Annotated in this window: 16 protein-coding genes; 12 read left to right on the top strand and 4 right to left on the bottom strand. The window is 68.6% G+C overall.

Going from position 1 to position 18,148, the window contains the following annotated elements; all coding sequences use genetic code 11:
• The first annotated feature begins 242 nt into the window (after nt 1–242).
• The 5 genes from PV781_RS17595 (at nt 243) to PV781_RS17575 (ending at nt 7,187) form a co-directional block, all read left to right on the top strand.
• On the top strand, nt 243–2,003 hold the full coding sequence (locus tag PV781_RS17595; protein WP_425532417.1) for a peptidoglycan D,D-transpeptidase FtsI family protein: 1,761 nt from the start codon (nt 243–245) through the stop codon (nt 2,001–2,003).
• Nucleotides 2,004–2,081: 78 nt separating this feature from the next.
• Nucleotides 2,082–3,530: a UDP-N-acetylmuramoyl-L-alanyl-D-glutamate--2,6-diaminopimelate ligase gene (locus PV781_RS17590; RefSeq protein ID WP_425532415.1), complete on the top strand. Its 1,449-nt coding sequence runs from the start codon at nt 2,082–2,084 to the stop codon at nt 3,528–3,530.
• Nucleotides 3,531–3,626: 96 nt separating this feature from the next.
• On the top strand, nt 3,627–5,057 hold the full coding sequence (locus PV781_RS17585; RefSeq protein WP_274776935.1) for a UDP-N-acetylmuramoylalanyl-D-glutamyl-2,6-diaminopimelate--D-alanyl-D-alanine ligase: 1,431 nt from the start codon (nt 3,627–3,629) through the stop codon (nt 5,055–5,057).
• A 3-nt stretch (nt 5,058–5,060) separates the two neighbouring features.
• The gene (mraY, locus tag PV781_RS17580; RefSeq protein ID WP_274776934.1) at nt 5,061–6,143 is read left to right on the top strand and encodes a phospho-N-acetylmuramoyl-pentapeptide-transferase; all 1,083 of its coding nucleotides are present in this window, start codon (nt 5,061–5,063) and stop codon (nt 6,141–6,143) included.
• A 111-nt stretch (nt 6,144–6,254) separates the two neighbouring features.
• Entirely contained in the window at nt 6,255–7,187 is a 933-nt protein-coding gene (locus tag PV781_RS17575; RefSeq protein WP_274776933.1) for a cation diffusion facilitator family transporter, read from the top strand.
• A gap of 24 nt (nt 7,188–7,211) precedes the next feature.
• Here PV781_RS17575 and PV781_RS17570 read toward each other — a convergent pair whose 3' ends face one another.
• From PV781_RS17570 to PV781_RS17560, 3 genes are all read right to left on the bottom strand, one after another.
• Entirely contained in the window at nt 7,212–7,658 is a 447-nt protein-coding gene (locus tag PV781_RS17570) for a DUF6691 family protein (RefSeq protein ID WP_274776932.1), read from the bottom strand.
• Complete coding sequence (locus PV781_RS17565; protein WP_274776931.1) at nt 7,655–8,098, bottom strand: YeeE/YedE family protein; 444 nt, start codon at nt 8,096–8,098, stop codon at nt 7,655–7,657. Before PV781_RS17565 ends, PV781_RS17570 begins: the two co-directional genes overlap by 4 nt.
• A 77-nt stretch (nt 8,099–8,175) precedes the next feature.
• Nucleotides 8,176–8,388: a YgaP family membrane protein gene (locus PV781_RS17560; RefSeq protein ID WP_274776930.1), complete on the bottom strand. Its 213-nt coding sequence runs from the start codon at nt 8,386–8,388 to the stop codon at nt 8,176–8,178.
• Between the two features lie 48 nt (nt 8,389–8,436).
• On the opposite strand from PV781_RS17560, the gene PV781_RS17555 reads away from it, so the two are divergent.
• From PV781_RS17555 to PV781_RS17545, 3 genes are all read left to right on the top strand, one after another.
• Entirely contained in the window at nt 8,437–8,790 is a 354-nt protein-coding gene (locus PV781_RS17555) for an ArsR/SmtB family transcription factor (protein ID WP_274776929.1), read from the top strand.
• 163 nt (nt 8,791–8,953) lie between these two features.
• The gene (gene murD / locus PV781_RS17550; RefSeq protein WP_274776928.1) at nt 8,954–10,354 is read left to right on the top strand and encodes a UDP-N-acetylmuramoyl-L-alanine--D-glutamate ligase; all 1,401 of its coding nucleotides are present in this window, start codon (nt 8,954–8,956) and stop codon (nt 10,352–10,354) included.
• 283 nt (nt 10,355–10,637) lie between these two features.
• Complete coding sequence (locus tag PV781_RS17545) at nt 10,638–12,299, top strand: SGNH/GDSL hydrolase family protein (RefSeq protein WP_274776927.1); 1,662 nt, start codon at nt 10,638–10,640, stop codon at nt 12,297–12,299.
• A gap of 126 nt (nt 12,300–12,425) precedes the next feature.
• Here PV781_RS17545 and PV781_RS17540 read toward each other — a convergent pair whose 3' ends face one another.
• Nucleotides 12,426–13,151 (bottom strand): hypothetical protein, encoded by a 726-nt coding sequence (locus PV781_RS17540; protein ID WP_274776926.1) that lies wholly within the window; start codon nt 13,149–13,151, stop codon nt 12,426–12,428.
• A gap of 268 nt (nt 13,152–13,419) precedes the next feature.
• On the opposite strand from PV781_RS17540, the gene PV781_RS17535 reads away from it, so the two are divergent.
• The 4 genes from PV781_RS17535 to PV781_RS17520 all read left to right on the top strand — a co-directional run bounded on the left by PV781_RS17535 (nt 13,420) and on the right by PV781_RS17520 (nt 18,136).
• Nucleotides 13,420–14,304: a TIGR01459 family HAD-type hydrolase gene (locus PV781_RS17535; RefSeq protein ID WP_274776925.1), complete on the top strand. Its 885-nt coding sequence runs from the start codon at nt 13,420–13,422 to the stop codon at nt 14,302–14,304.
• A gap of 118 nt (nt 14,305–14,422) precedes the next feature.
• Nucleotides 14,423–15,388 carry a bifunctional riboflavin kinase/FAD synthetase gene (locus tag PV781_RS17530; protein ID WP_274776924.1) on the top strand — a complete coding sequence of 322 codons (966 nt, stop codon included), beginning with the start codon at nt 14,423–14,425 and terminating at the stop codon, nt 15,386–15,388.
• Between the two features lie 263 nt (nt 15,389–15,651).
• A complete protein-coding gene (locus PV781_RS17525; protein WP_274776923.1) occupies nt 15,652–16,791 on the top strand; it encodes an FAD-dependent oxidoreductase in 1,140 nt (379 codons plus the stop codon).
• Nucleotides 16,792–16,933: 142 nt separating this feature from the next.
• A complete protein-coding gene (locus PV781_RS17520; RefSeq protein ID WP_274776922.1) occupies nt 16,934–18,136 on the top strand; it encodes an aminotransferase class I/II-fold pyridoxal phosphate-dependent enzyme in 1,203 nt (400 codons plus the stop codon).
• The last annotated feature ends 12 nt before the right edge of the window (nt 18,137–18,148 follow it).

Here is an 18,148-nt window from a genome sequence, read left to right as displayed (position 1 = left end):
CTGTCGTGGCCGGAGAGCGAGGCGGGATGCTGTCGCCCCAGCGCGCCGGGGGGCTGGAAGGCGCCGCATCCGTCCAGCACGCGGCCGCCGCGCCGCAGGCGCCGGGCCTTGCCGCCCGCGCCGGCCGGGCGGTGCTCGACTTCTTCCGCCAGCTGGCGGTGGCCTTCGTCATGTTCTTCGTGAACCTGTTCCTGGGCCTGTGCCGGCGCGTCGCCGGGCTCATCTACGGCACGGGCATGGGGATGGTGCGCCTCGTGGTGGGCACATTCCGCTTCTCCATCTCCTTCTCCGTGGGCCTCTACCGCGCCTTGCTGGGCCTTGACCGGGTGGATGCGGAGACCGTCACCCGCGCCCGGCTGAAGCTGCTGGTGCTCGCCTTCTCCCTGGTGTTCCTGGCCATTGCCGGCCGCCTGACGCTCATGGGCGCCTTCGCCGATCCCAACGGATCGCGCGGCGGGCGCTATGAGGCGGTGGCCTCGGCGCGGCCCGACATCATTGACCGCAATGGCGACATCATCGCCATCGATGTGAAGTCGCCCTCCTTGTTCGCGGAGCCGCGCCGCCTCATCGATCCCGACGAGGCGCTGGAAGGCCTGCTGAAGGTGCTACCCGACCTCGACGTGGCTGAGGCCCGCGCCCGGCTGAATTCCGGCAAGGGCTTCGCCTGGCTGAAGCGCGAGATCACGCCGGCCCAGCAGCGCGCCATCTTCCGCCTTGGCCTGCCGGGCATCGGCTTCGTGAAGGAAAACCGGCGCATCTATCCGGACGGCCCGACCCTCTCCCACGTCATCGGCAATGTGAACGTGGACAATCAGGGCATTGCCGGCATCGAGAAATATGTCGACGGCCGGGGGCTTGCCGAGCTGCATCTCGCGGGCCTCGCCACCGACCGGCAGCAGGAGCCGGTGCAGCTCTCCGTCGATATGCGCGTCCAGCATGCGGTGCGCGACGAGCTGTCCCGCGCCCGCGAGAAGTTCAAGGCCAAGGCGGCCATGGGCTTGGTCACCGACGTGAATACGGGCGAGATCGTCTCCATGGTCTCGCTGCCGGACTTCGATCCCAATGTGGGCGGCAACCCCAAGGACGACGCCTTCCTCAACCGCCTGACCACGGGCGTGTTCGAGATGGGCTCCACCTTCAAGTCGCTGTCCTTCGCCATGGCGCTGGATTCCGGCAAGATCACCCTGAACTCGTCCTTCGACGCGCGTGGCGCGCTGTCCTTCGGCCGCTTCGCCATCCATGACTTCCACGCGGAAAATCGTGTGCTGTCGGTGCCCGAGATCTTCATCTTTTCCTCGAACGTGGGCACCGCCAAGATGGTGCTGTCGCTGGGCGTGGAGGCGCACAAGGCGTTCCTGCGCAAGATGGGGCAGATGGACCGGTTGCGCACGGAGCTCCCCGAGAGCGCCGAACCCATCGTGCCCAAGCGCTGGGGCGAGCTGAACTCGGCCACCATCGCCTTCGGCCACGGCATCGCGGTCGCGCCGCTTCAGGCGGTCATGGCGGTCAATTCCATGGTGAATGGCGGCCTCCTGATCCCGCCGACCTTCATGAAGCGCACGCCCGAGGAGGCGCAAAAGCTTGCCACCCGCGTGCTGAAGCCGGAAACCTCCGACAAGATGCGCTTTCTCCTGCGGCTGAACGTGGAGAAAGGCTCTGGCAAGAAGGCGGACGTGCCCGGCTACCTGGTGGGGGCAAAGACCGGCACCGCCGAGAAGGTGGTCAATGGCCGCTACTCCAAGACCAAGCTCCTGACCTCCTTCACCGCCGTCTTCCCCATGGATCATCCGCAATATCTGGTGCTGGTGATGCTGGATGAGCCCCAGCCGACGCCCGACACCCATGGCTATGCCACCTCCGGCTGGAACGCGGCGCCCACCGCCGGCAAGATCGTGGAGCGCATCGCCCCCATGCTGAACGTGATGCCGCGCCAGAACCTGCCGACGGCCGACCAGATGCTGAAGACCGCGCAGGGCACCCAGAAGGTGGCCGAGCGCCAGTGAGCGCGGCCGGCGATCGGTGCCGGCCGGCGCGGGATGTGGGGCAGGCCCGCCCCGCCTGATGGAGACGATGCGCAGACCATGAGCTCGAAGCCCCTCGGCGATCTCCTGGCCGGACATGCCCGCCTGATGGCGGGGCCGCAGGGGCTTGCCGTGTCCGGCCTCACCGCCGACAGCCGCAAGGTCACCCCCGGCGCCCTGTTCGTGGCGGTGCCCGGCACCCATGCGGACGGCGCCCGCTTCATCGCCGATGCGGTAAAGAAGGGCGCGGTCGCCGTGCTGATGGAGCCGGTTGCTCCACCTCCCGCTTTGCCCGAGGGCGTGGCCCTGGCCTTCTCGCTGGACGTGCGCCTCTCCCTGGCACGGGCCGCCGCCCGCTTCCATGCCCGCCAGCCCAAGGTGATCGCGGCCGTGACCGGCACAGCCGGCAAGACCTCGGTCGCCTATTTCCTGCGTCACATCTGGGCCAGCCTCGGCCACCAGGCGGCTTATCTGGGCACGCTCGGCCTCGTCACCGCCCGCGAGACCACCTATGGCGGGCTCACCTCGCCCGATCCCGTGGGCCTGCACGAGATGCTGGACCGCCTCGCAGGCGAGGGCGTGACCCACATGGCGCTGGAGGCCTCCTCCCACGGGCTCGACCAGCGGCGCATGGATGGGGTGCGCCTTGCGGCCGGCGGCTTCACCAATCTGGGCCGCGATCATCTCGACTACCATCCCACCGTGGAGGCCTATTACCGGGCCAAGCTTCGCCTCTTCACCGAGCTTTTGCCGGAGGGCGCCCCCGCCGTGGCGCTGACCGAGGCGCCCTATGGGGCGACGACGCTCGCCTTTGCCCGCACCCGCGGCCTTCCGACGCTCGCCATCGGGCCGGGGGGCGACATGGACGTGCGGTCGATCGGGGCGGACGGGCTCGGCCAGCGGATCGAGATTGGCGGGGCGCCGCCCGTTCATCTGCCGCTGATGGGCCGCTTCCAGGCCGACAATGCGCTCCTGGCCGCCGGCCTCGCCGAGGCCTGCGGGGCGGAGCGGGATGCCGTGCTGGCGGCGCTGGCCACCTTGCCCGGCGTGCCCGGCCGACTGGAGCGGGTGGGGGAGGACCCCGACCGGGTGGTGTTCGTGGACTATGCCCACAAGCCCGAGGCACTGGCCGCCGTGCTCGACACGCTGCGCCCCGCCGTGCGCGGGCGACTGGTGGTGGTGTTCGGCTGCGGCGGCGACCGCGACGCGGGCAAGCGCCCCCTCATGGGGCGGATCGCGGTGGAGAAGGCGGACCGGGTCATCGTCACCGACGACAATCCCCGCTCGGAGGTGCCGGCCGCGATTCGCGCCGAGATCCTCGCCGCCGCCCCCGGCGCCCGCGAGATCGGCGACCGCGCCGAAGCGATTTCCGTGGCGGTGGGAGAGCTGCAAAGCGGGGATGTCCTGGTGGTTGCGGGAAAAGGCCACGAAACCGGCCAAATCATGGGCGACCGGACGCTGCCCTTCAGCGATGGCGAGGCTGTTCGCGCTGCGCTGCAGCATTTCTAGGAACCGGCATGCCGGGGCCGGCGCGGTGCGCCCGTCCGGCAGGCCTTCAGGTCATGGCAGCCGAGGGGCGACCCGGGGCGCCAAGGGAGCGTGCGCATGAGCGAACCGCTATATGGGATCGAGGAACTGGCCGGCGCCACCGGCGGCACCGTGCGGGGCGCGCCCGAGCCCGTGCACGGCATTTCCATCGACACGCGCACGCTGGCGCCGGGGGATGCCTTCTTCGCCATTACCGGCGAGAATTCCGACGGCCATGCCTATGTGGACCGCGCCTTCTCCAACGGCGCGGCGGTGGCCGTGGTGGCCCGTGACCGCGCCGACGCCTTCCCGCCCGATGCCAACCTTCTCGTGGTGGACGATGTGCTGGGCGCGCTGGTTGAGACCGGCCGCGCCGCGCGGGCGCGCTCCAAGGCCGGCATCGTCGCGGTGACCGGATCGGTGGGCAAGACCACCTCCAAGGAGGCGCTGCGCCTGGCGCTGGCCGCCAACGGCCTCACCCATGCTTCCGCTGCCTCCTACAACAACCATTGGGGCGTCCCCCTCTCGCTGGCCCGCATGCCGCGTTCGGCGCGCTATGGCGTGTTCGAGATCGGCATGAACCATCCCGGCGAGATCACCCCGCTGGTGCGCCTGGTGCGGCCGCAGGTGGCCATCATCACCACGGTGGAAGCGGTGCACATCGCCCAGTTCTCCGGCATCGAGGAGATCGCCGCCGCCAAGGCCGAGATCTTCGACGGGCTGGAGGCCGGTGGCACAGCCGTTCTCAACATGGACAATTCCCAGTTCCGCCTCCTGACCGACTTCGCCAAGGCCAAGGGCGTGGACAACATCGTCACCTTCGGCGCCGACCCCGCCGCCGATTGCCACCTCATCGACGTGTCCCTCCAGGCCCATTGCTCGGTGGTGGTGGCGGATGTGATGGGCTCGCGGGTGACGCTGAAAGTGGGCATGCCCGGCCGCCACGTGGTGCAGAACGTGCTCGCCGTGCTGGCCGCCGTGAAGCTCCTGGGCGCGGACTTGGCGCTTTCCGCGCTGGCGCTCGCGGCGCTCCGTCCGCCGCCCGGGCGCGGCGTGCCCGTGCAACTGACGGTGCCCGGCGGCACCGCGGTGCTGCTGGATGAGAGCTACAACGCCAATCCCGCCTCCATGCGCGCCGCCATCGACGTGCTCAGCCGCTCCCCCGTGGGGCCGCGGGGCCGGCGCATCGCGGTGCTCGGCGACATGCTGGAGATGGGGGCCGACGGCCCGCGCCATCACCGGGAGCTGGCCGAGCCGCTCAAGGCGGCGGGCATCGACCTCGTCTTCTGCTGTGGGCCGCTGATGCACGAGCTCTGGTATGCCTTGCCCGGCGACCGCCGCGGCGGCTATGCCCCCGCATCGGACACGCTCACCTCCCTGGTGGCCGCCAGCCTGCGGCCGGGCGACACGGTGATGGTGAAGGGGTCGAACGGCAGCCGCATGGGACCGCTGGTGAAGGCGCTCGTCGAGCGCTTCCGTGCTCCCGGCGAAGCCCTGATCGAAGGATAGACCATGCTTCAATGGCTTGCGCAGCTGCACGACATCTTCCCGGGGATGAACGTCTTCCGCTACATCACCTTCCGGACCGGCGGGGCGATCGTCACGGCGCTGCTGTTCGTGTTCCTGTTCGGGCCGGGCATCATTTCGGTGCTGCGGGTGAAGCAGGGCAAGGGCCAGCCCATCCGCGCGGACGGCCCCCAGTCCCACCTGCTCAAGAAAGGCACGCCCACCATGGGCGGGCTGATGATCCTGTCCGGCCTGCTGGTGGCGGTGCTGCTGTGGGCGAACCTGTCCAACATCTATGTCTGGACGGTGCTGGGCGTGACGGTGGGCTTCGGCCTCATCGGCTTCTATGACGACTATCTCAAGGTCACCAAGCAGACCCATGCGGGCTTCTCCGGCAAGGCGCGCCTTGCCGCCGAGGCGGTGATTGCGGGGCTCGCGGTGGTCATCATGGTGAGCGTGGGCAAGCCGGGCCTGTCCTCTTCCCTTGCCTTTCCCTTCTTCAAGGACCTCCTGCTCAATCTGGGCTGGTTCTTCGTCCTGTTCGGCGCCTTTGTGATCGTGGCGGCGGGCAATGCGGTGAACCTCACCGACGGGCTCGACGGCCTTGCCATCGTGCCGGTGATGATCGCCGCCGGCTCCTTCGGCATGATCTCCTATCTCGCCGGCAACGTGCTGTTCGCGGACTATCTCCAGATCCATTACGTGGCGGGGGTGGGCGAGCTGGCGGTGATCTGCGGCGCCATGATCGGCGCCGGCCTCGGTTTCCTCTGGTTCAACGCCCCGCCCGCCCAGATCTTCATGGGCGACACGGGCTCGCTGGCGCTGGGCGGCCTCATCGGCACGGTGGCGGTGGCGGTGAAGCACGAGATCGTGCTGGCGGTGATCGGCGGCCTGTTCGTGCTGGAGGCGGTCTCTGTGATCGTGCAGGTGGTCTCCTTCCGCCTCACCGGCAAGCGCGTCTTCAAGATGGCGCCCATCCACCATCATTTCGAGCAGCTGGGCTGGACCGAATCCCAGGTGGTGATCCGCTTCTGGATCATCGCCGTGGTGCTCGCCTTGCTCGGCCTGGCCACGCTCAAGCTGCGCTGAAAACCCCACGGACCGCCGCGCGGGTGCCGGGCGCCCGGCGCCATTGCCTTTCCCGCGCGGCGTGAACTAGCCTTGTCCCGCGCCCCGTATGGGGGGCGAGGGGAGGGGCCATTGACGCATGCCGCGCCAGAACCGCCCGTGGTGCCCGACGCGCTCGCCCTCCAGCGCGAGCGCTCCATGCTTTTGGCGGCACTCAGCGACCTCGTCCTCATCGCCGGCCAGTTCACCACGGCTGTCTTCGCCAATTCGCTGATGATGCTGGCGGAGGCCGTGCGCGCCTTCCTGCTGGTGGTGCTGGAACTGGTGCTGCTGGGGGTGCTCCGGCGCATCCATCGCGGCCGCATGCACGATTTCGACTATGGGGCCGGCAAGGTCGAGCAGTTCGCCAATCTCTCCGTGGCCCTCGGCATGGGCCTTGCGGGCCTGTGGGTGGGCGCGGGGGCGGCCTATCGCTGGTGGCATCCGCCCGAGCAGGTGGAGGCCGGGCTTGTGTTCGCGGTGGCGGTGGGGGCGCTGAATGCCCTGCAGAACGCCTATGTCTTCCGCGCCCTGTGGCGGGCGGGGGGCGACGGGCGCTCCGTGATCATGATGGGGCAGGTGCGCACCCGGCTCGCCAAGCTCATCTCCTCGGCCATCGTGCTGGTGGCGCTCACCGTGAATGCCAGCTTTCCTGGCGGCACCGTGGCGCTGGTGGCGGAGGTGGCGGGATCGGGCTTCGTGGCCCTGGTCATGGTGCAATTGGCGGTGAGCATGGCCCGGCAGTCGCTGCCCTCGCTGCTGGACCGGACGCTGGAGGAAAAGCAGCAGCACCTCATCAACCGCGCCCTGGTGCGCCATTTCGACCGCTACGATGCGCTGGTTTCGGTGCGCTCGCGCCTGTCGGGCAACATGCCTTGCGTGGACGTGGTTCTGGGATTTGCGCCGGAGCGCCGCATGGATGACGTGCAGGGGGTGACGGACCAAGTGGCGGGCGAGGTGCAGGCCCTCATTCCGGGCGCGCAGGTGACGGTGACGCCGGTGCTGAGCCCCGCCGCGCCGGCCTGAACCGGCGGGCGGGGGACGGGTTTCTCACCGGCCTGCCGGTGCCGCACCGGTGATGCGCGGCCAGCGGGCGACCGCCAGATGGGCGAGGGCCATGCCGGCGAACATGGGGACAAGGAAGGCCAGGATCGCCGGGTTCAGAAGCGCCAGCGAGGCGATGGCCGGTCCCGGGCAGATGCCGGCCAGCCCCCAGCCCAGGCCGAACAGCGCCGCGCCGATGACCAGGCGGGGGGTGATGTCCGTGGCCGTGGGCCAGGAGAAGGCACCGGCAAAGACCGGCCGCGACCAGCCCCGCAGCACCTGGAAGCCGAGGAAGGCGACGGTGACCGCCGCCGCCATGGTGACGGCGAGGGAGGGATCGAACTGGCCGGCCATATCCAGGAAGTTCAGCACCTTGGCCGGGTCCAGCATGCCGGAGAGGGCAAGGCCGGCGCCGAACAGGAGGCCGGCGAGAAGGGAACCGAGGCCGATCATGACAAACCTCCCACATGGCGCATCAGGAAGGTGACGAGGATGGCGACCCCCATGAAGACGAGGGTGGCCGTGAGCGAGCGCACGGAAAGGCGGGCCAGGCCGCACACCCCATGGCCCGAGGTGCAGCCCTGGCCCAGCGTGGCGCCGAAGCCCACCAGCAGCCCGGCCGCCGCCAGCAGGCCGAGGCTGGGCGGCAGGTGCTGCGGCACGCCGCCGGCAAGGAGCGCGATCACCGCCGCACCGCCCACCAGGCCGGCCACGAACAGAAGCTGCTCTCCCATGGGGCCACGGGCACCGGGATTGACCAGCCGCCCGGCAATGCCGCTGATGCCGGCGATCTTGCCATTGAGGGCCATCAGCAGCACCACGGAGGCGCCGATGAGCAGCCCGCCCAGCCCCGAGAGGAGCGGCGTGAAGTGTGTTGCAGGAAGGGTCGTCACGTCATTTCACCTTGTCGGCCCCACCGGGGGCGCGAGATTTGGCCGGTCTTGAACCGCGTCGGCGCGGGGCCGGCCATTCAGTGGCTGTCCGCCCGGGTGTTGATCGGGCAGGTGGAGATGCCCAGCAGCCGGTAGGCCGGGCAGAAGCGCATGGAGGCGGTGCCGAGCAGAACCACGCCGATGAGGGGGAGAATATAGGTCCACACGCCGCCCACCAGCAGCGGGGAGGCCAGGAGCAGCAGCCCCAAAACCGCCCGAACCGTCCGATCCAATCCACCCACATTGCTCATGTCCGCCTCCTGTGATCTAATGATTTTAGTATTTCATGAAACTCTAAAATGTCAACAGCCCTGAACCTCCCCGCGCCGCACGCCGGCCCCCTCCCGAAGGAGCTCGTCCGCAACTCCGATGCGGCGGCCGCCCTCCTGTCCTCCATGGCCCATCCCAAGCGCCTGCTGGTCCTGTGCCAGCTGGTGGAAGGAGAGCGCACCGCTGGCGATCTGGCGGCGGACGTGGGCCTGAGCCCCTCCGCCCTGTCGCAGCACCTGGCCAAGATGAAGGCGGCTGGCATCGTCGCCAGCCGGCGCGAAGGCCAGACGCTGCATTACCGCCTTGCCGGGCGGGAGGTGCGGGCGGTGATGGAGACGCTCTACAACCTCTATTGCGCGCCGGACGCCGGAGCGGACTGCTGAGGCGCTGTCGACGTGACGTTGCGGCACGGTACCGGGCCGGGAGCCCATGCGTGGAAATGCCCTGCTGCGCCCTTACGCCGGTGCTTCCCTTCGGCCGCGACCCGTTCTAGTGCTGGGCTGCTTTGCCGGCAGGGGGCTGCCGGTTCCAGTCCGGGTCCGTTCGATGATTCCCGTTGCCAGTTTCAAGGATCGTCCTGTCGCCGTGTTCGGCCTGGGCGGGTCCGGTCTTGTGACCGCGCAGGCCCTGGTGGCGGGCGGCGCGCAGGTGATTGTCTATGACGATGGCGAGGCCGGCCGCGCCAAGGCCAAGGCGGCGGGCCTGAATGTGGTGGATCTCCGGCAGCTGGATTTCACCCAGCTTGCCGCGCTGATCCTCTCCCCCGGCGTGCCGCTCACCCATCCCAAGCCACACTGGAGCGTGGAGCTTGCCCGCGCGGCGGGGGTGGAGGTCATCGGCGACATCGAGCTCTTCTGCCGCGAGCGGCGGGCGCGCGCCCGCCACTCCCCCTTCGTCGCCATCACCGGCACCAATGGCAAGTCCACCACCACGGCGCTGATTTCTCATCTGCTGGCCACCGGCGGGCGGGATGTGCAGATCGGCGGCAATATCGGCACAGCCATCCTCTCTCTGGAGCCGCCCCGCTCCGGCCGGGTGCATGTGGTGGAATGCTCCTCCTACCAGATCGACCTTGCCCCCACCCTCGACCCCTCCGTGGGCGTGCATCTCAACCTTACCCCCGACCATCTGGACCGCCACGGCACGATCGAGGCCTATGCGGCGGTGAAGGAGGGCCTGCTGGAAGGCATCCCCACCGGCGGCACGGCGGTGGTGGGCGTGGATGACGATTTTTCGGCCGCCATGGCTGAACGGGCCGAGCGGGCGGGCACCCATGTGGTGCGGATCTCGGTGCAGCGGCCCCTGGCCGACGGGGTGTGGCGGGACGGCTCCGCCATCGTGCTGAGCGAACAGGGGGTGGAGCGCTTCCGCCTGGACCTTGCCGGCATCTCCTCCCTGCGCGGCGCCCACAATGCCCAGAATGCCGCCGCCGCCTTCGCCGCCGCCCGTGCCATCGGGCTGGCGCCGGAAGTGATCGCCATCGGCATGCGCCGCTTTCCGGGCCTCGCCCACCGCATGGAAGAGGTGGGCCGCAAGGGCCATGTGCTGTTCGTCAATGACAGCAAGGCCACCAATGCGGATGCCGCCGAGCGGGCGCTGACCTCCTTTTCCAATATCTATTGGATTGCCGGCGGCAAGCCCAAGTCCGGCGGCATCGCACCGCTCGTGCCTTTCCTCGGGCCGGTGAAGCGGGCCTATCTCATCGGCGAGGCGGCGGAGGATTTTTCGCGCACCCTGGAGGGACGGGTGCCGCACGAGATCGCCGTCACCCTTGAGGAGGCGGTGGCCCGCGCGGCGCGCGATGCCGAGGCCGAGGGCCTCGACCCGGCGGTGGTCCTGCTCTCCCCCGCCTGCGCCAGCTTCGACCAGTTCCCCAACTTCGAAGTCCGCGGCGACGCCTTCCGCACCCTCGCCCAGGCTTTGCCGGGGGTGAGCGCGCGGGGGTGAGGGCGGCGCCCGCCCCGCGGATGGGTCGCGCAGACGTCCGAAGGCCCACCATTTTCCCTGGGGACGACGCCGTTGGGCTTCCCGGTTGCCGCAAACCGGCCTGCCATTGCCTGCCTCAACAAAACGGGATCCGGTTCTTCGACAAGTATGATCCTCGCGGCCAAGCGCTGACATAACTGTTCATTCGTGGGTCAGGTAAGGTACAATTGCACATGCCTGCGCGCTGACCCGTGGCAGGGGCGAAAGCATGTCCTCGGAAGCCGCGTGGGGGCGGTGAAGCAGAATGATGAACGCCAGTCGCAGCATCGTTTCAGCGGACTACCAACCCTTTGGCCACAACATCTCAGAAGCCTTGAATGAGCGGTGCCCGCGGGCGACGGACGATGAGTCGCAAGGCTATGCCGAGGGAGACATCTGGATCGCGCAGGGGCGTTGCTGGCGCGCGGCGCGCGTGACCTATCCGGCCATCTGGTTGCCTGACCGGGCGACCGGATTGGCGCAGCCATCCCTGCCGTTCGACGTGGCAGCGGGGTGCGTGGCCGCCTTTGGAACGATCAAGCTGCGCGCCGGATATGCAGGGCCGGCCCTGGCCATCGAGCGCGATGATGGCCGGCCCGCGGAAGCCATTGCTTTTCATGGCAAGGAGATCGATGTCGCGGCGGCGGATGCGAACGGGCGCGCGCATAACCGTGTGTCAGCTTGGTTTGATCAGAGCGGCAACGCGTTTCATGCCCTGTCTTCAGGCGACAACCGGCCGGTGTTGCCCCCCATCCCGACCATAGGAATGCGGCGGGGCGTGATGTTTGACAGCGGATTAACGGTGAATGTTAAGCCGCATCTTCAGCCGGCGCAGTTTTTGACTTTGCCGTCCGAATTGTCGGTTTCCTCTCGCAACGTCACCGTGATTGTCTATGCAAAGCTGGCGCACGGATGGCGGCCTTGCCCCTTGGTGGAATTCTCATCCTCGAGGGGAAAAGGTTCGCTGGGCTTCTGTCTTACAAGAAGTGCGTCGGCGGGCGGGCTGGCGCTTTATTCGCCTGGGTCGAAAAGCCTGATCTATTCCGGCTCGCGCCCCTCACTTGAGCCCTCTGCTTATGCGGCGCGGCTCGGGCCGGATTGCGTTTCGTTTCGCCGCTGGGGAGGTGATGCCAGTCCAAAAGGCGAAGCCTTGCCGGACCAGACGTTTGGGGGGGGCTTGATCGCGGGAGCTTTCCATGCCTTCGCGGGCGGACACGACTTGCCAAGGGCGAGCGGCAGTCTAGGTGCGGTCCTGATCTACGATCGAGCCTTGGATCAGGATGAAATAGATGCCGTCTTCGCCAGTCTCTACTACCATTTCGAAGGTACCCCTCAATTGCGGGATAATGTGGTTTTTGATGGAGATAGCATAACGAACGGTGCGTACGGCACTTACTACTTGTCATGGCCGGAACAGTTGCGCCTCCAGGTTGCGCGTAATGCTGCTTTCTTCAACGTCGCGGTCGGAGGCGGTGGTCTGGAGACGCAAATCAATCATATCCCGAAGTGGAAGCATATCTACAATCCCTCATTCTCCATGAATGCATTGATCTTGAACGTGGGGACGAACGATCTGGTCCGCGGAATGCAGGCCACGGACATGCAGGAGAAGATGGAGCGCTACCTTGAGGTGGTGAGGGAGGAGGAGCGTGACTGGAACAAGATAATCGTCGGCACCGTGCTGCCGCGCGGACAATTCAATAATCATCCAGAGACCCTCGGTCGCCAATGGCACCTTTGGAATGACATTGTTAGAGCCAAGGCTAATCTGTGGGGGGTTTCCGTGATCGACTGGACGACCGACCCCACACTCGGGGACCCCTTGGTGGTCAATAATCGGCGCCTCTTCGGTGATCCCACTCATCCCACGGCGGAAGGGCTGGGCTACATGGCGGCAATTTCGCGGGACAAGCTCGGATTTCCGTGATCGGCCGCAAAGGCGCGCGCAACTGCGATGCGGATGAGGCGAGCTTGACCTCGCCCATTTCCAGATCGCGCGCACCGGCCGCCCACGAGTCACCCTCAGCCTCCCGAAGTTGAAGACCTCGCCGCTCTATTTCCCTTGCGCCACCCGCTGGTAGGTGTTGCCGAGGTCGTCCTGGACCACCACGGCGACGCCGTCGGCGCCCAGGGCCAGGTCTGCTGTGAGCACCACGGTGGCGTAGGTCCAGCCCTTGGGGAGCTCCAGGCGCTTGCCGAGATCGGGCAGGGCCGCGTAGGTCAGGCCCGGCTCCTTCATCCTGGAATAGGACTGCATGACATAGACCGCCCCGCCCGGTGCGGTGAGCTGGAACGTGGGCTTTCCGGCCTCGAACACGAAGGTGGTGTCCCGGTGCACCTCGTGCTCCGCATAAGGCGGGTTGCGCAGGTCCCAGAGGGAGAGCTTCACCTCCGCCCGCTTGACGAAGCCGATGCCCCCCAAATCCACGCTCTCGCCCGCCTTGGTGGCGCCGCTGGCGATGATCTTGTCCATGAGGAAATAGCGCGGCCCGTTCAGCACGGCCGTGAAGGCGTCGAACCGGCGCTTCACGTCCGCCTCTGTCAGCGCCTTCCACTTGTCGGCCGGGCAATCGTCCCGCCCCAGTGTGTTGTAGACGGAGGCGATGAAGGTCAGCCCGTCGCGCTGGATGGGCAGGATCTCGCAATAGCGGGCATCGCGCAGCACCGGCGGCAGGTTGAGAGGCTGCGCCCCGGCGGGCACGGCGAAGAGGGCTGCGGTTGCGAAGGCGGCTGCGAGGCGGGTCTGGAACCTGCCGGGGAGGATGGCTGTTTGCCTCATTGGGTGTCCACTTCGAAGACGAGCCCGCTCGCCCCTGCGCGGTCCCGGTGTCAGATCGCGTGCCATGCCCCCGCTGTCACGGCGCCCTTATAGGCGGGTGGGGCAGGGGAAATGAAGGGATGAGGGCGTTGCGGCCAAAAGGTTTTCGGATGGGGCGGGCGGTGGCCCCGAGCGTTTGCGATGCAGCATGCCCCTTGTGATCGGCGGCGGACCGTGGCACGTCGGGGCACCGATCGGTCCAAGGCGGCCCGGCGAGGAGCAAAGCGACATGAACATGGAGAGCAGGCTCGTGGCACCCCGGCCGGTGTCCGGTCTTTCGGAACTGGCTGCGGACTACGATCTGATCCTGTGCGACGTGTGGGGCGTGCTGCACAACGGCTTGGCCGCGTATGCGGCGGCGGGCGAGGCCCTCACCCGCGCCCGTGACGGCGGCGCCAAGGTGGTGCTGGTCTCCAACGCGCCCCGGCCCAACGCCTTCATCATCACCATGCTGGACAAATTGGGCGTGCCCCGCTCGGCCTATGATGGGGTGGTGACCTCCGGCGACGTGACGCAGGAGGTGCTCTCCGGCCATCCCGGCGCGCGCATGTATCATATCGGCCCCTCCCGCGACCTGCCCACCTTCGACGGCCTCGACCTTCAGCTCTCCGGCCCGGACGAGGCAGACCTGATCGTGTGCACCGGCCTGTTCGATGACGAGGTGGAGACGGCGGAGGATTATCGCGCCTCGCTCACCGCCCTGAAGGCGCGCCATGTGCCCTTCATCTGCGCCAATCCCGACATCGTGGTGGAGCGCGGCGACAAGCTGATCTATTGCGCCGGCGCCATCGCCCAGCTCTATGACCAGCTGGGCGGCCACACCGTCTATTGCGGCAAGCCGCACAAGCCCATCTACGACACCGCGCTCGCCCGCGCCGCTGCTTTGCCGGGCCCGCTGCCGGCGGAGCCGAAGGTACTGTGCATCGGCGATGCCCTGCGCACCGACATCATGGGCGCCACCGCGGCGGGCTTCGACAGCCTGTTCATCGCCTCCGGCATCCATGCGGCGGAACTGGGCGCCGAGGGCGGCGCCGAACCCAATGTGGAGGCGTTGGCCAACCTCTTCACCGGCCATGCCCATCCGCGCGGTGTGATGCCTCGCCTGGCCTGGTAGGATGGTCCGTGCCCGCCCCGGCTTGACGGTGGGGCGGCGCTGGTCCAACCCTTTGCCCGTCCGGAGTCATGCGCCCCCGGGCCATTTTTTCCTTGCCGTCCCTTCTGTCCGGTCGCCGATGACACGCTCCCTTTCCGCCGATCCGACCTTCGCCGTGGTGCACGGCCTTGCCCCCGTGCCGGCGCAGCTGCAGCGGCCGGTGGTGGCCATCGGCAATTTCGACGGCGTCCATCGCGGCCACCAGGCGGTGATCGGCGTGGCGCGGGACATGGCGGCCCGGCTCGGCCGGCCCGCGGCGGCGCTGACCTTCGAGCCCCATCCGCGCAGCTTCTTCCAGCCCGCCAAGACCCTGTTCCGCCTCACCCCGCCCGAGCAGAAGATCGCCTGCCTCGCATCGACGGGCGCCGACGGCGCCATCGTGCTGCCCTTCGATGCGGGCCTGGCGGCGCTCTCCGCCGATGCCTTCGTGGACGAGATCCTGGTGGGCCATTTCCAGGTCTCCGGCGTGGTGGTGGGCTTCGACTTTCATTTCGGGCGCGGCCGGGGCGGCTCGCCGGACTTCCTGAAAGAGGCCGGCGCCGCCCATGGCTTCGCGGTGGCGGTGGTGGATCCCATGCGCGACGAGGGCGACCCCATCTCGTCCAGCGCCGTGCGCGCGGCCCTTGCGGCGGGACAGGTGGGTCATGCGGCGCATATGCTGGGCCGGCCCTGGAGCATCGCGGCGCCCGTCATCCATGGCGACAAGCGGGGGCGCACGCTGGGCTATCCCACCGCCAACCTCGCGCTGCCTGCGGGCACAGAACTGGCCTTCGGCATCTATGCGGTGCGCGTGAGGCTGGGGGATCGCTCGGTGGACGGGGTGGCGAGCTACGGCCGGCGCCCCACCTTCGATGACGGCGCGCCGCTGCTCGAAGTGCACCTGTTCGACTTTGCCGGCGATCTCTACAGCCAGGAGCTGGACGTGGCGCTGGTGGGCTATATCCGCCCGGAAATGAAGTTCGAAAGCATCGACGCCCTGATCGCCCAGATGGACCGCGACAGCGCCACCGCCAAGGACATCCTGGCGGGCACCGGCGCCCGTTAGCCCCAACGCCTCCTCGGGTGAGGGGATCGGCCTTGCGCCGCCCCGGTCGGCTTGCGTAGGCCGCAGCCTGGGTCTAGATCATAACCATCGCGAAAAACGACGGCCTGAGCAGATCAAACCTTCTCCCCGGCCGTCGCATACACGTCCGCTCTGCCGTCAGCAGGGTGCGGCCAGCGTCTTCCGAAGCAACAGCCTGACGACCGGTTCGGTCGCAGGCGCCCGTCAGCGTCCATGGACGTCGGCGGGAGACCCGGAGCGTTGGCATGGGCGATTCCCCTTCCATTTCCATCATCGGTGCCGGTCTCGGCGGCCTCATTCTGGCGCGCGTGCTGCATGTGAACGGCATCTACGCCACCGTTTATGAAGCCGAGCCGGCCGCGTCCGCGCGCAGCCAGGGCGGGCTGCTGGACATCCACAAGGACACCGGGCAGGCCGCCCTGCGGGATGCGGGTCTGTTTGAGCCCTTCCTGTCTCTGGTGCGGCCGGGGGAAGATGCCAAGCGCGTGGTGGACACGCAGGGCACCCTCCTGTTCGAGCGGGCCAGCGACCCCGTCTCCGGTCCTCCGGAAGTGGAGCGGGGCGCGCTGCGCGACCTCCTGATCCGTTCCCTTCCGCAGGGCATGATTGCCTGGGGCCGCAAGGCGACCGCCGTTGAAAGGGACGGGGACCGGCATCAGGTGCGCTTTGCCGATGGCAGCACGCTCCGGGCCGATCTGGTGGTCGGGGCCGACGGCGCCTGGTCGAGGGTGCGGCCCGCGCTTTCGGGCGCGCGGCCGGCTTACACGGGCCTCAGCTTCGTCGAGATCGCGCTGTCCGCCGAGGAGCCGCGCCATCAGGCGTCCCTCAATGCCATCGGCCGGGGCACGCTGATGGCGGTATCCCCGGGGCGAGGCATTCTGATGCATGGGAATGCGGACGGATCGGCCAACGGCTATGCCGCTCTCGCCCTGCCCGAGGAGGCCATTCGGGCGGTCGATCTCGCGGACGCCCGCGCTGACCTTGCGGAGATGGCGGGACATTTCGAGGGGTGGGCGCCGCACCTGACCGCCATGATGATGGAGAGCGCCTGTGCCCCGGTGCTGCGCCCGATCCATGCGCTGCCGGTCGGGCACCGATGGGCACGCGTGCCCGGCCTCACTTTGGTGGGCGATGCGGCCCACCTCATGTCGCCCTTCGCGGGGGAGGGGGCCAATCTGGCGCTTCTCGACGGCGCCGAACTGGCCAAGGCCCTTCTGCGCCATCACGGTGACCGGGAGGCCGCGCTTGCGGTCTATGAGCAGGCGTTGTTTGCGCGCAGCGCCGCCCTTGCGGACCTCTCCGCGCGGAACCTGCAGGCCTTCTTCGGGCCGCGCGCCCCCTGGAGCGTGGTGGACATGTTCCGGCGCCCTCCGCCCCCGCTGTGACGGGCAGGGAGGGATGGCGCCGGAGCGCGCGGGGCACTGTGGCGGGCGGCGGGCAAGGGAGGGCAAACAGAACAGTTGCGGTTAGGCGCCTCTTAACCCAAATCGCGCATGGTTTACCTTAACTTTCGCGAACCCCGTGCCGATGCCCCATTCCGCCCCCTCAGCGCCTCCCGTGGAGGATCGCCGCTCCCCCTTCGTCCGGCTCGCCGACCTCCTGGCGGACATTGCCCCCGGCCGTGCGCCGCTCTCGGCCGCCGTGGGCGAGCCGCAGCATGCCATGCCGGGCTTCGTGCAGCCGGTGCTGGATGCGTCCCTTGCCGGCTTTGGCCGCTATCCCCGCGCCGAGGGCCTGCCCGCCTTCCGCAAGGCGGCCGCCGCCTGGCTTGACCGGCGCTACGACATCGGCCGCCCGGTGGATGCGGACAAGGAAGTCCTGGTCCTGAACGGCTCCCGCGAGGGGCTGGTGAACGCGGCGGTGGTGGCCAAGCGCCGCGTCGCCGAGCGCCCCGGCCGGCCGGTCATGCTGCTGCCCAATCCCTTCTATGCCGCCTATGCGGCCGGCGCCGAGCTGGCCGGCTGCGAGGCGGTGGTGATGCCCACCACCCGGGACAGCGGCTGGCTGCCCGATCTCGATGCCCTCGCCCCGGAGCTTCTCGCCCGCACGGTGGCCGTGTTCCTGGCTTCCCCCGCCAATCCCCAGGGGGCGGTGGCCTCGCGCGATTATCTCAAGCGCCTGCTGGCGCTCACCCGCGCCCATGGCGCCTATCTCTTCGCCGACGAGTGCTATTCCGAAGTCTATCTCAGCGAAAAGGCGCCCGCCGGCATCCTTGAAGCCTGCGACGGCGACTTTACCGGCGCGGTGGCGTTCAATTCGCTGTCCAAGCGCTCGTCCTTGCCGGGGCTGCGCTGCGGCTTCTGCGCCGGCGATGCGGATTTCCTGAAAGAGTATCTGGCCTTCCGCTGGGTGGCCGCGCCCCAGGTGCCCGAGCCCTTGCAGATGGTGGGCATCGCGGCACTGGAGGACGAGGCCCATGTGGAGGCCTCCCGCGCCCTCTACAAGGCCAAGTTCGACCTGGCCGACGGCCTGCTCCAGGGCCGGTTCGGCTATGAGCGCCCGGAGGGCGGCTTCTTCCTGTGGCTCGACGTGTCGGCGGTGGGCGGCGGCGAAGAGGCCGCGCTGCGCCTGTGGCGCGAGCAGGGCCTGCGCACCGTGCCGGGCGGCTATCTGGCCCGCCGGGATGCCGACGGCATCAATCCGGGCGACGCCTATCTGCGCGTCGCCTTGGTCCAGGACCTGCCCACCTGCGAGGAGGTGCTCAAGCGCCTCGTCGCCGGCCTGAGCTGAAGGAGACCGAGC

This window comes from Aquabacter sediminis (assembly GCF_028863665.1).
Lineage (GTDB): Bacteria > Pseudomonadota > Alphaproteobacteria > Rhizobiales > Xanthobacteraceae > L1I39.
Note: the sequence above shows the minus strand (reverse complement) of the source record. Positions and strands in the feature narration are given on the sequence as shown.

Excerpts from the sequence above, each read along its gene's own strand:
- PV781_RS17540 (WP_274776926.1), bottom strand. The coding sequence starts at position 13,151 with ATGAGGCAAACAGCCATCCTCCCCGGCAGGTTCCAGACCCGCCTCGCA.
- PV781_RS17520 (WP_274776922.1), top strand. The coding sequence starts at position 16,934 with ATGCCCCATTCCGCCCCCTCAGCGCCTCCCGTGGAGGATCGCCGCTCC.
- PV781_RS17560 (WP_274776930.1), bottom strand. The coding sequence starts at position 8,388 with ATGAGCAATGTGGGTGGATTGGATCGGACGGTTCGGGCGGTTTTGGGG.
- PV781_RS17585 (WP_274776935.1), top strand. The coding sequence starts at position 3,627 with ATGAGCGAACCGCTATATGGGATCGAGGAACTGGCCGGCGCCACCGGC.
- PV781_RS17545 (WP_274776927.1), top strand. The coding sequence starts at position 10,638 with ATGATGAACGCCAGTCGCAGCATCGTTTCAGCGGACTACCAACCCTTT.
- PV781_RS17530 (WP_274776924.1), top strand. The coding sequence starts at position 14,423 with ATGACACGCTCCCTTTCCGCCGATCCGACCTTCGCCGTGGTGCACGGC.
- murD (WP_274776928.1), top strand. The coding sequence starts at position 8,954 with ATGATTCCCGTTGCCAGTTTCAAGGATCGTCCTGTCGCCGTGTTCGGC.
- PV781_RS17535 (WP_274776925.1), top strand. The coding sequence starts at position 13,420 with ATGAACATGGAGAGCAGGCTCGTGGCACCCCGGCCGGTGTCCGGTCTT.
- PV781_RS17555 (WP_274776929.1), top strand. The coding sequence starts at position 8,437 with ATGTCAACAGCCCTGAACCTCCCCGCGCCGCACGCCGGCCCCCTCCCG.
- PV781_RS17525 (WP_274776923.1), top strand. The coding sequence starts at position 15,652 with ATGGGCGATTCCCCTTCCATTTCCATCATCGGTGCCGGTCTCGGCGGC.
- PV781_RS17595 (WP_425532417.1), top strand. The coding sequence starts at position 243 with ATGGTGCGCCTCGTGGTGGGCACATTCCGCTTCTCCATCTCCTTCTCC.
- PV781_RS17570 (WP_274776932.1), bottom strand. The coding sequence starts at position 7,658 with ATGATCGGCCTCGGTTCCCTTCTCGCCGGCCTCCTGTTCGGCGCCGGC.
- mraY (WP_274776934.1), top strand. The coding sequence starts at position 5,061 with ATGCTTCAATGGCTTGCGCAGCTGCACGACATCTTCCCGGGGATGAAC.
- PV781_RS17590 (WP_425532415.1), top strand. The coding sequence starts at position 2,082 with ATGAGCTCGAAGCCCCTCGGCGATCTCCTGGCCGGACATGCCCGCCTG.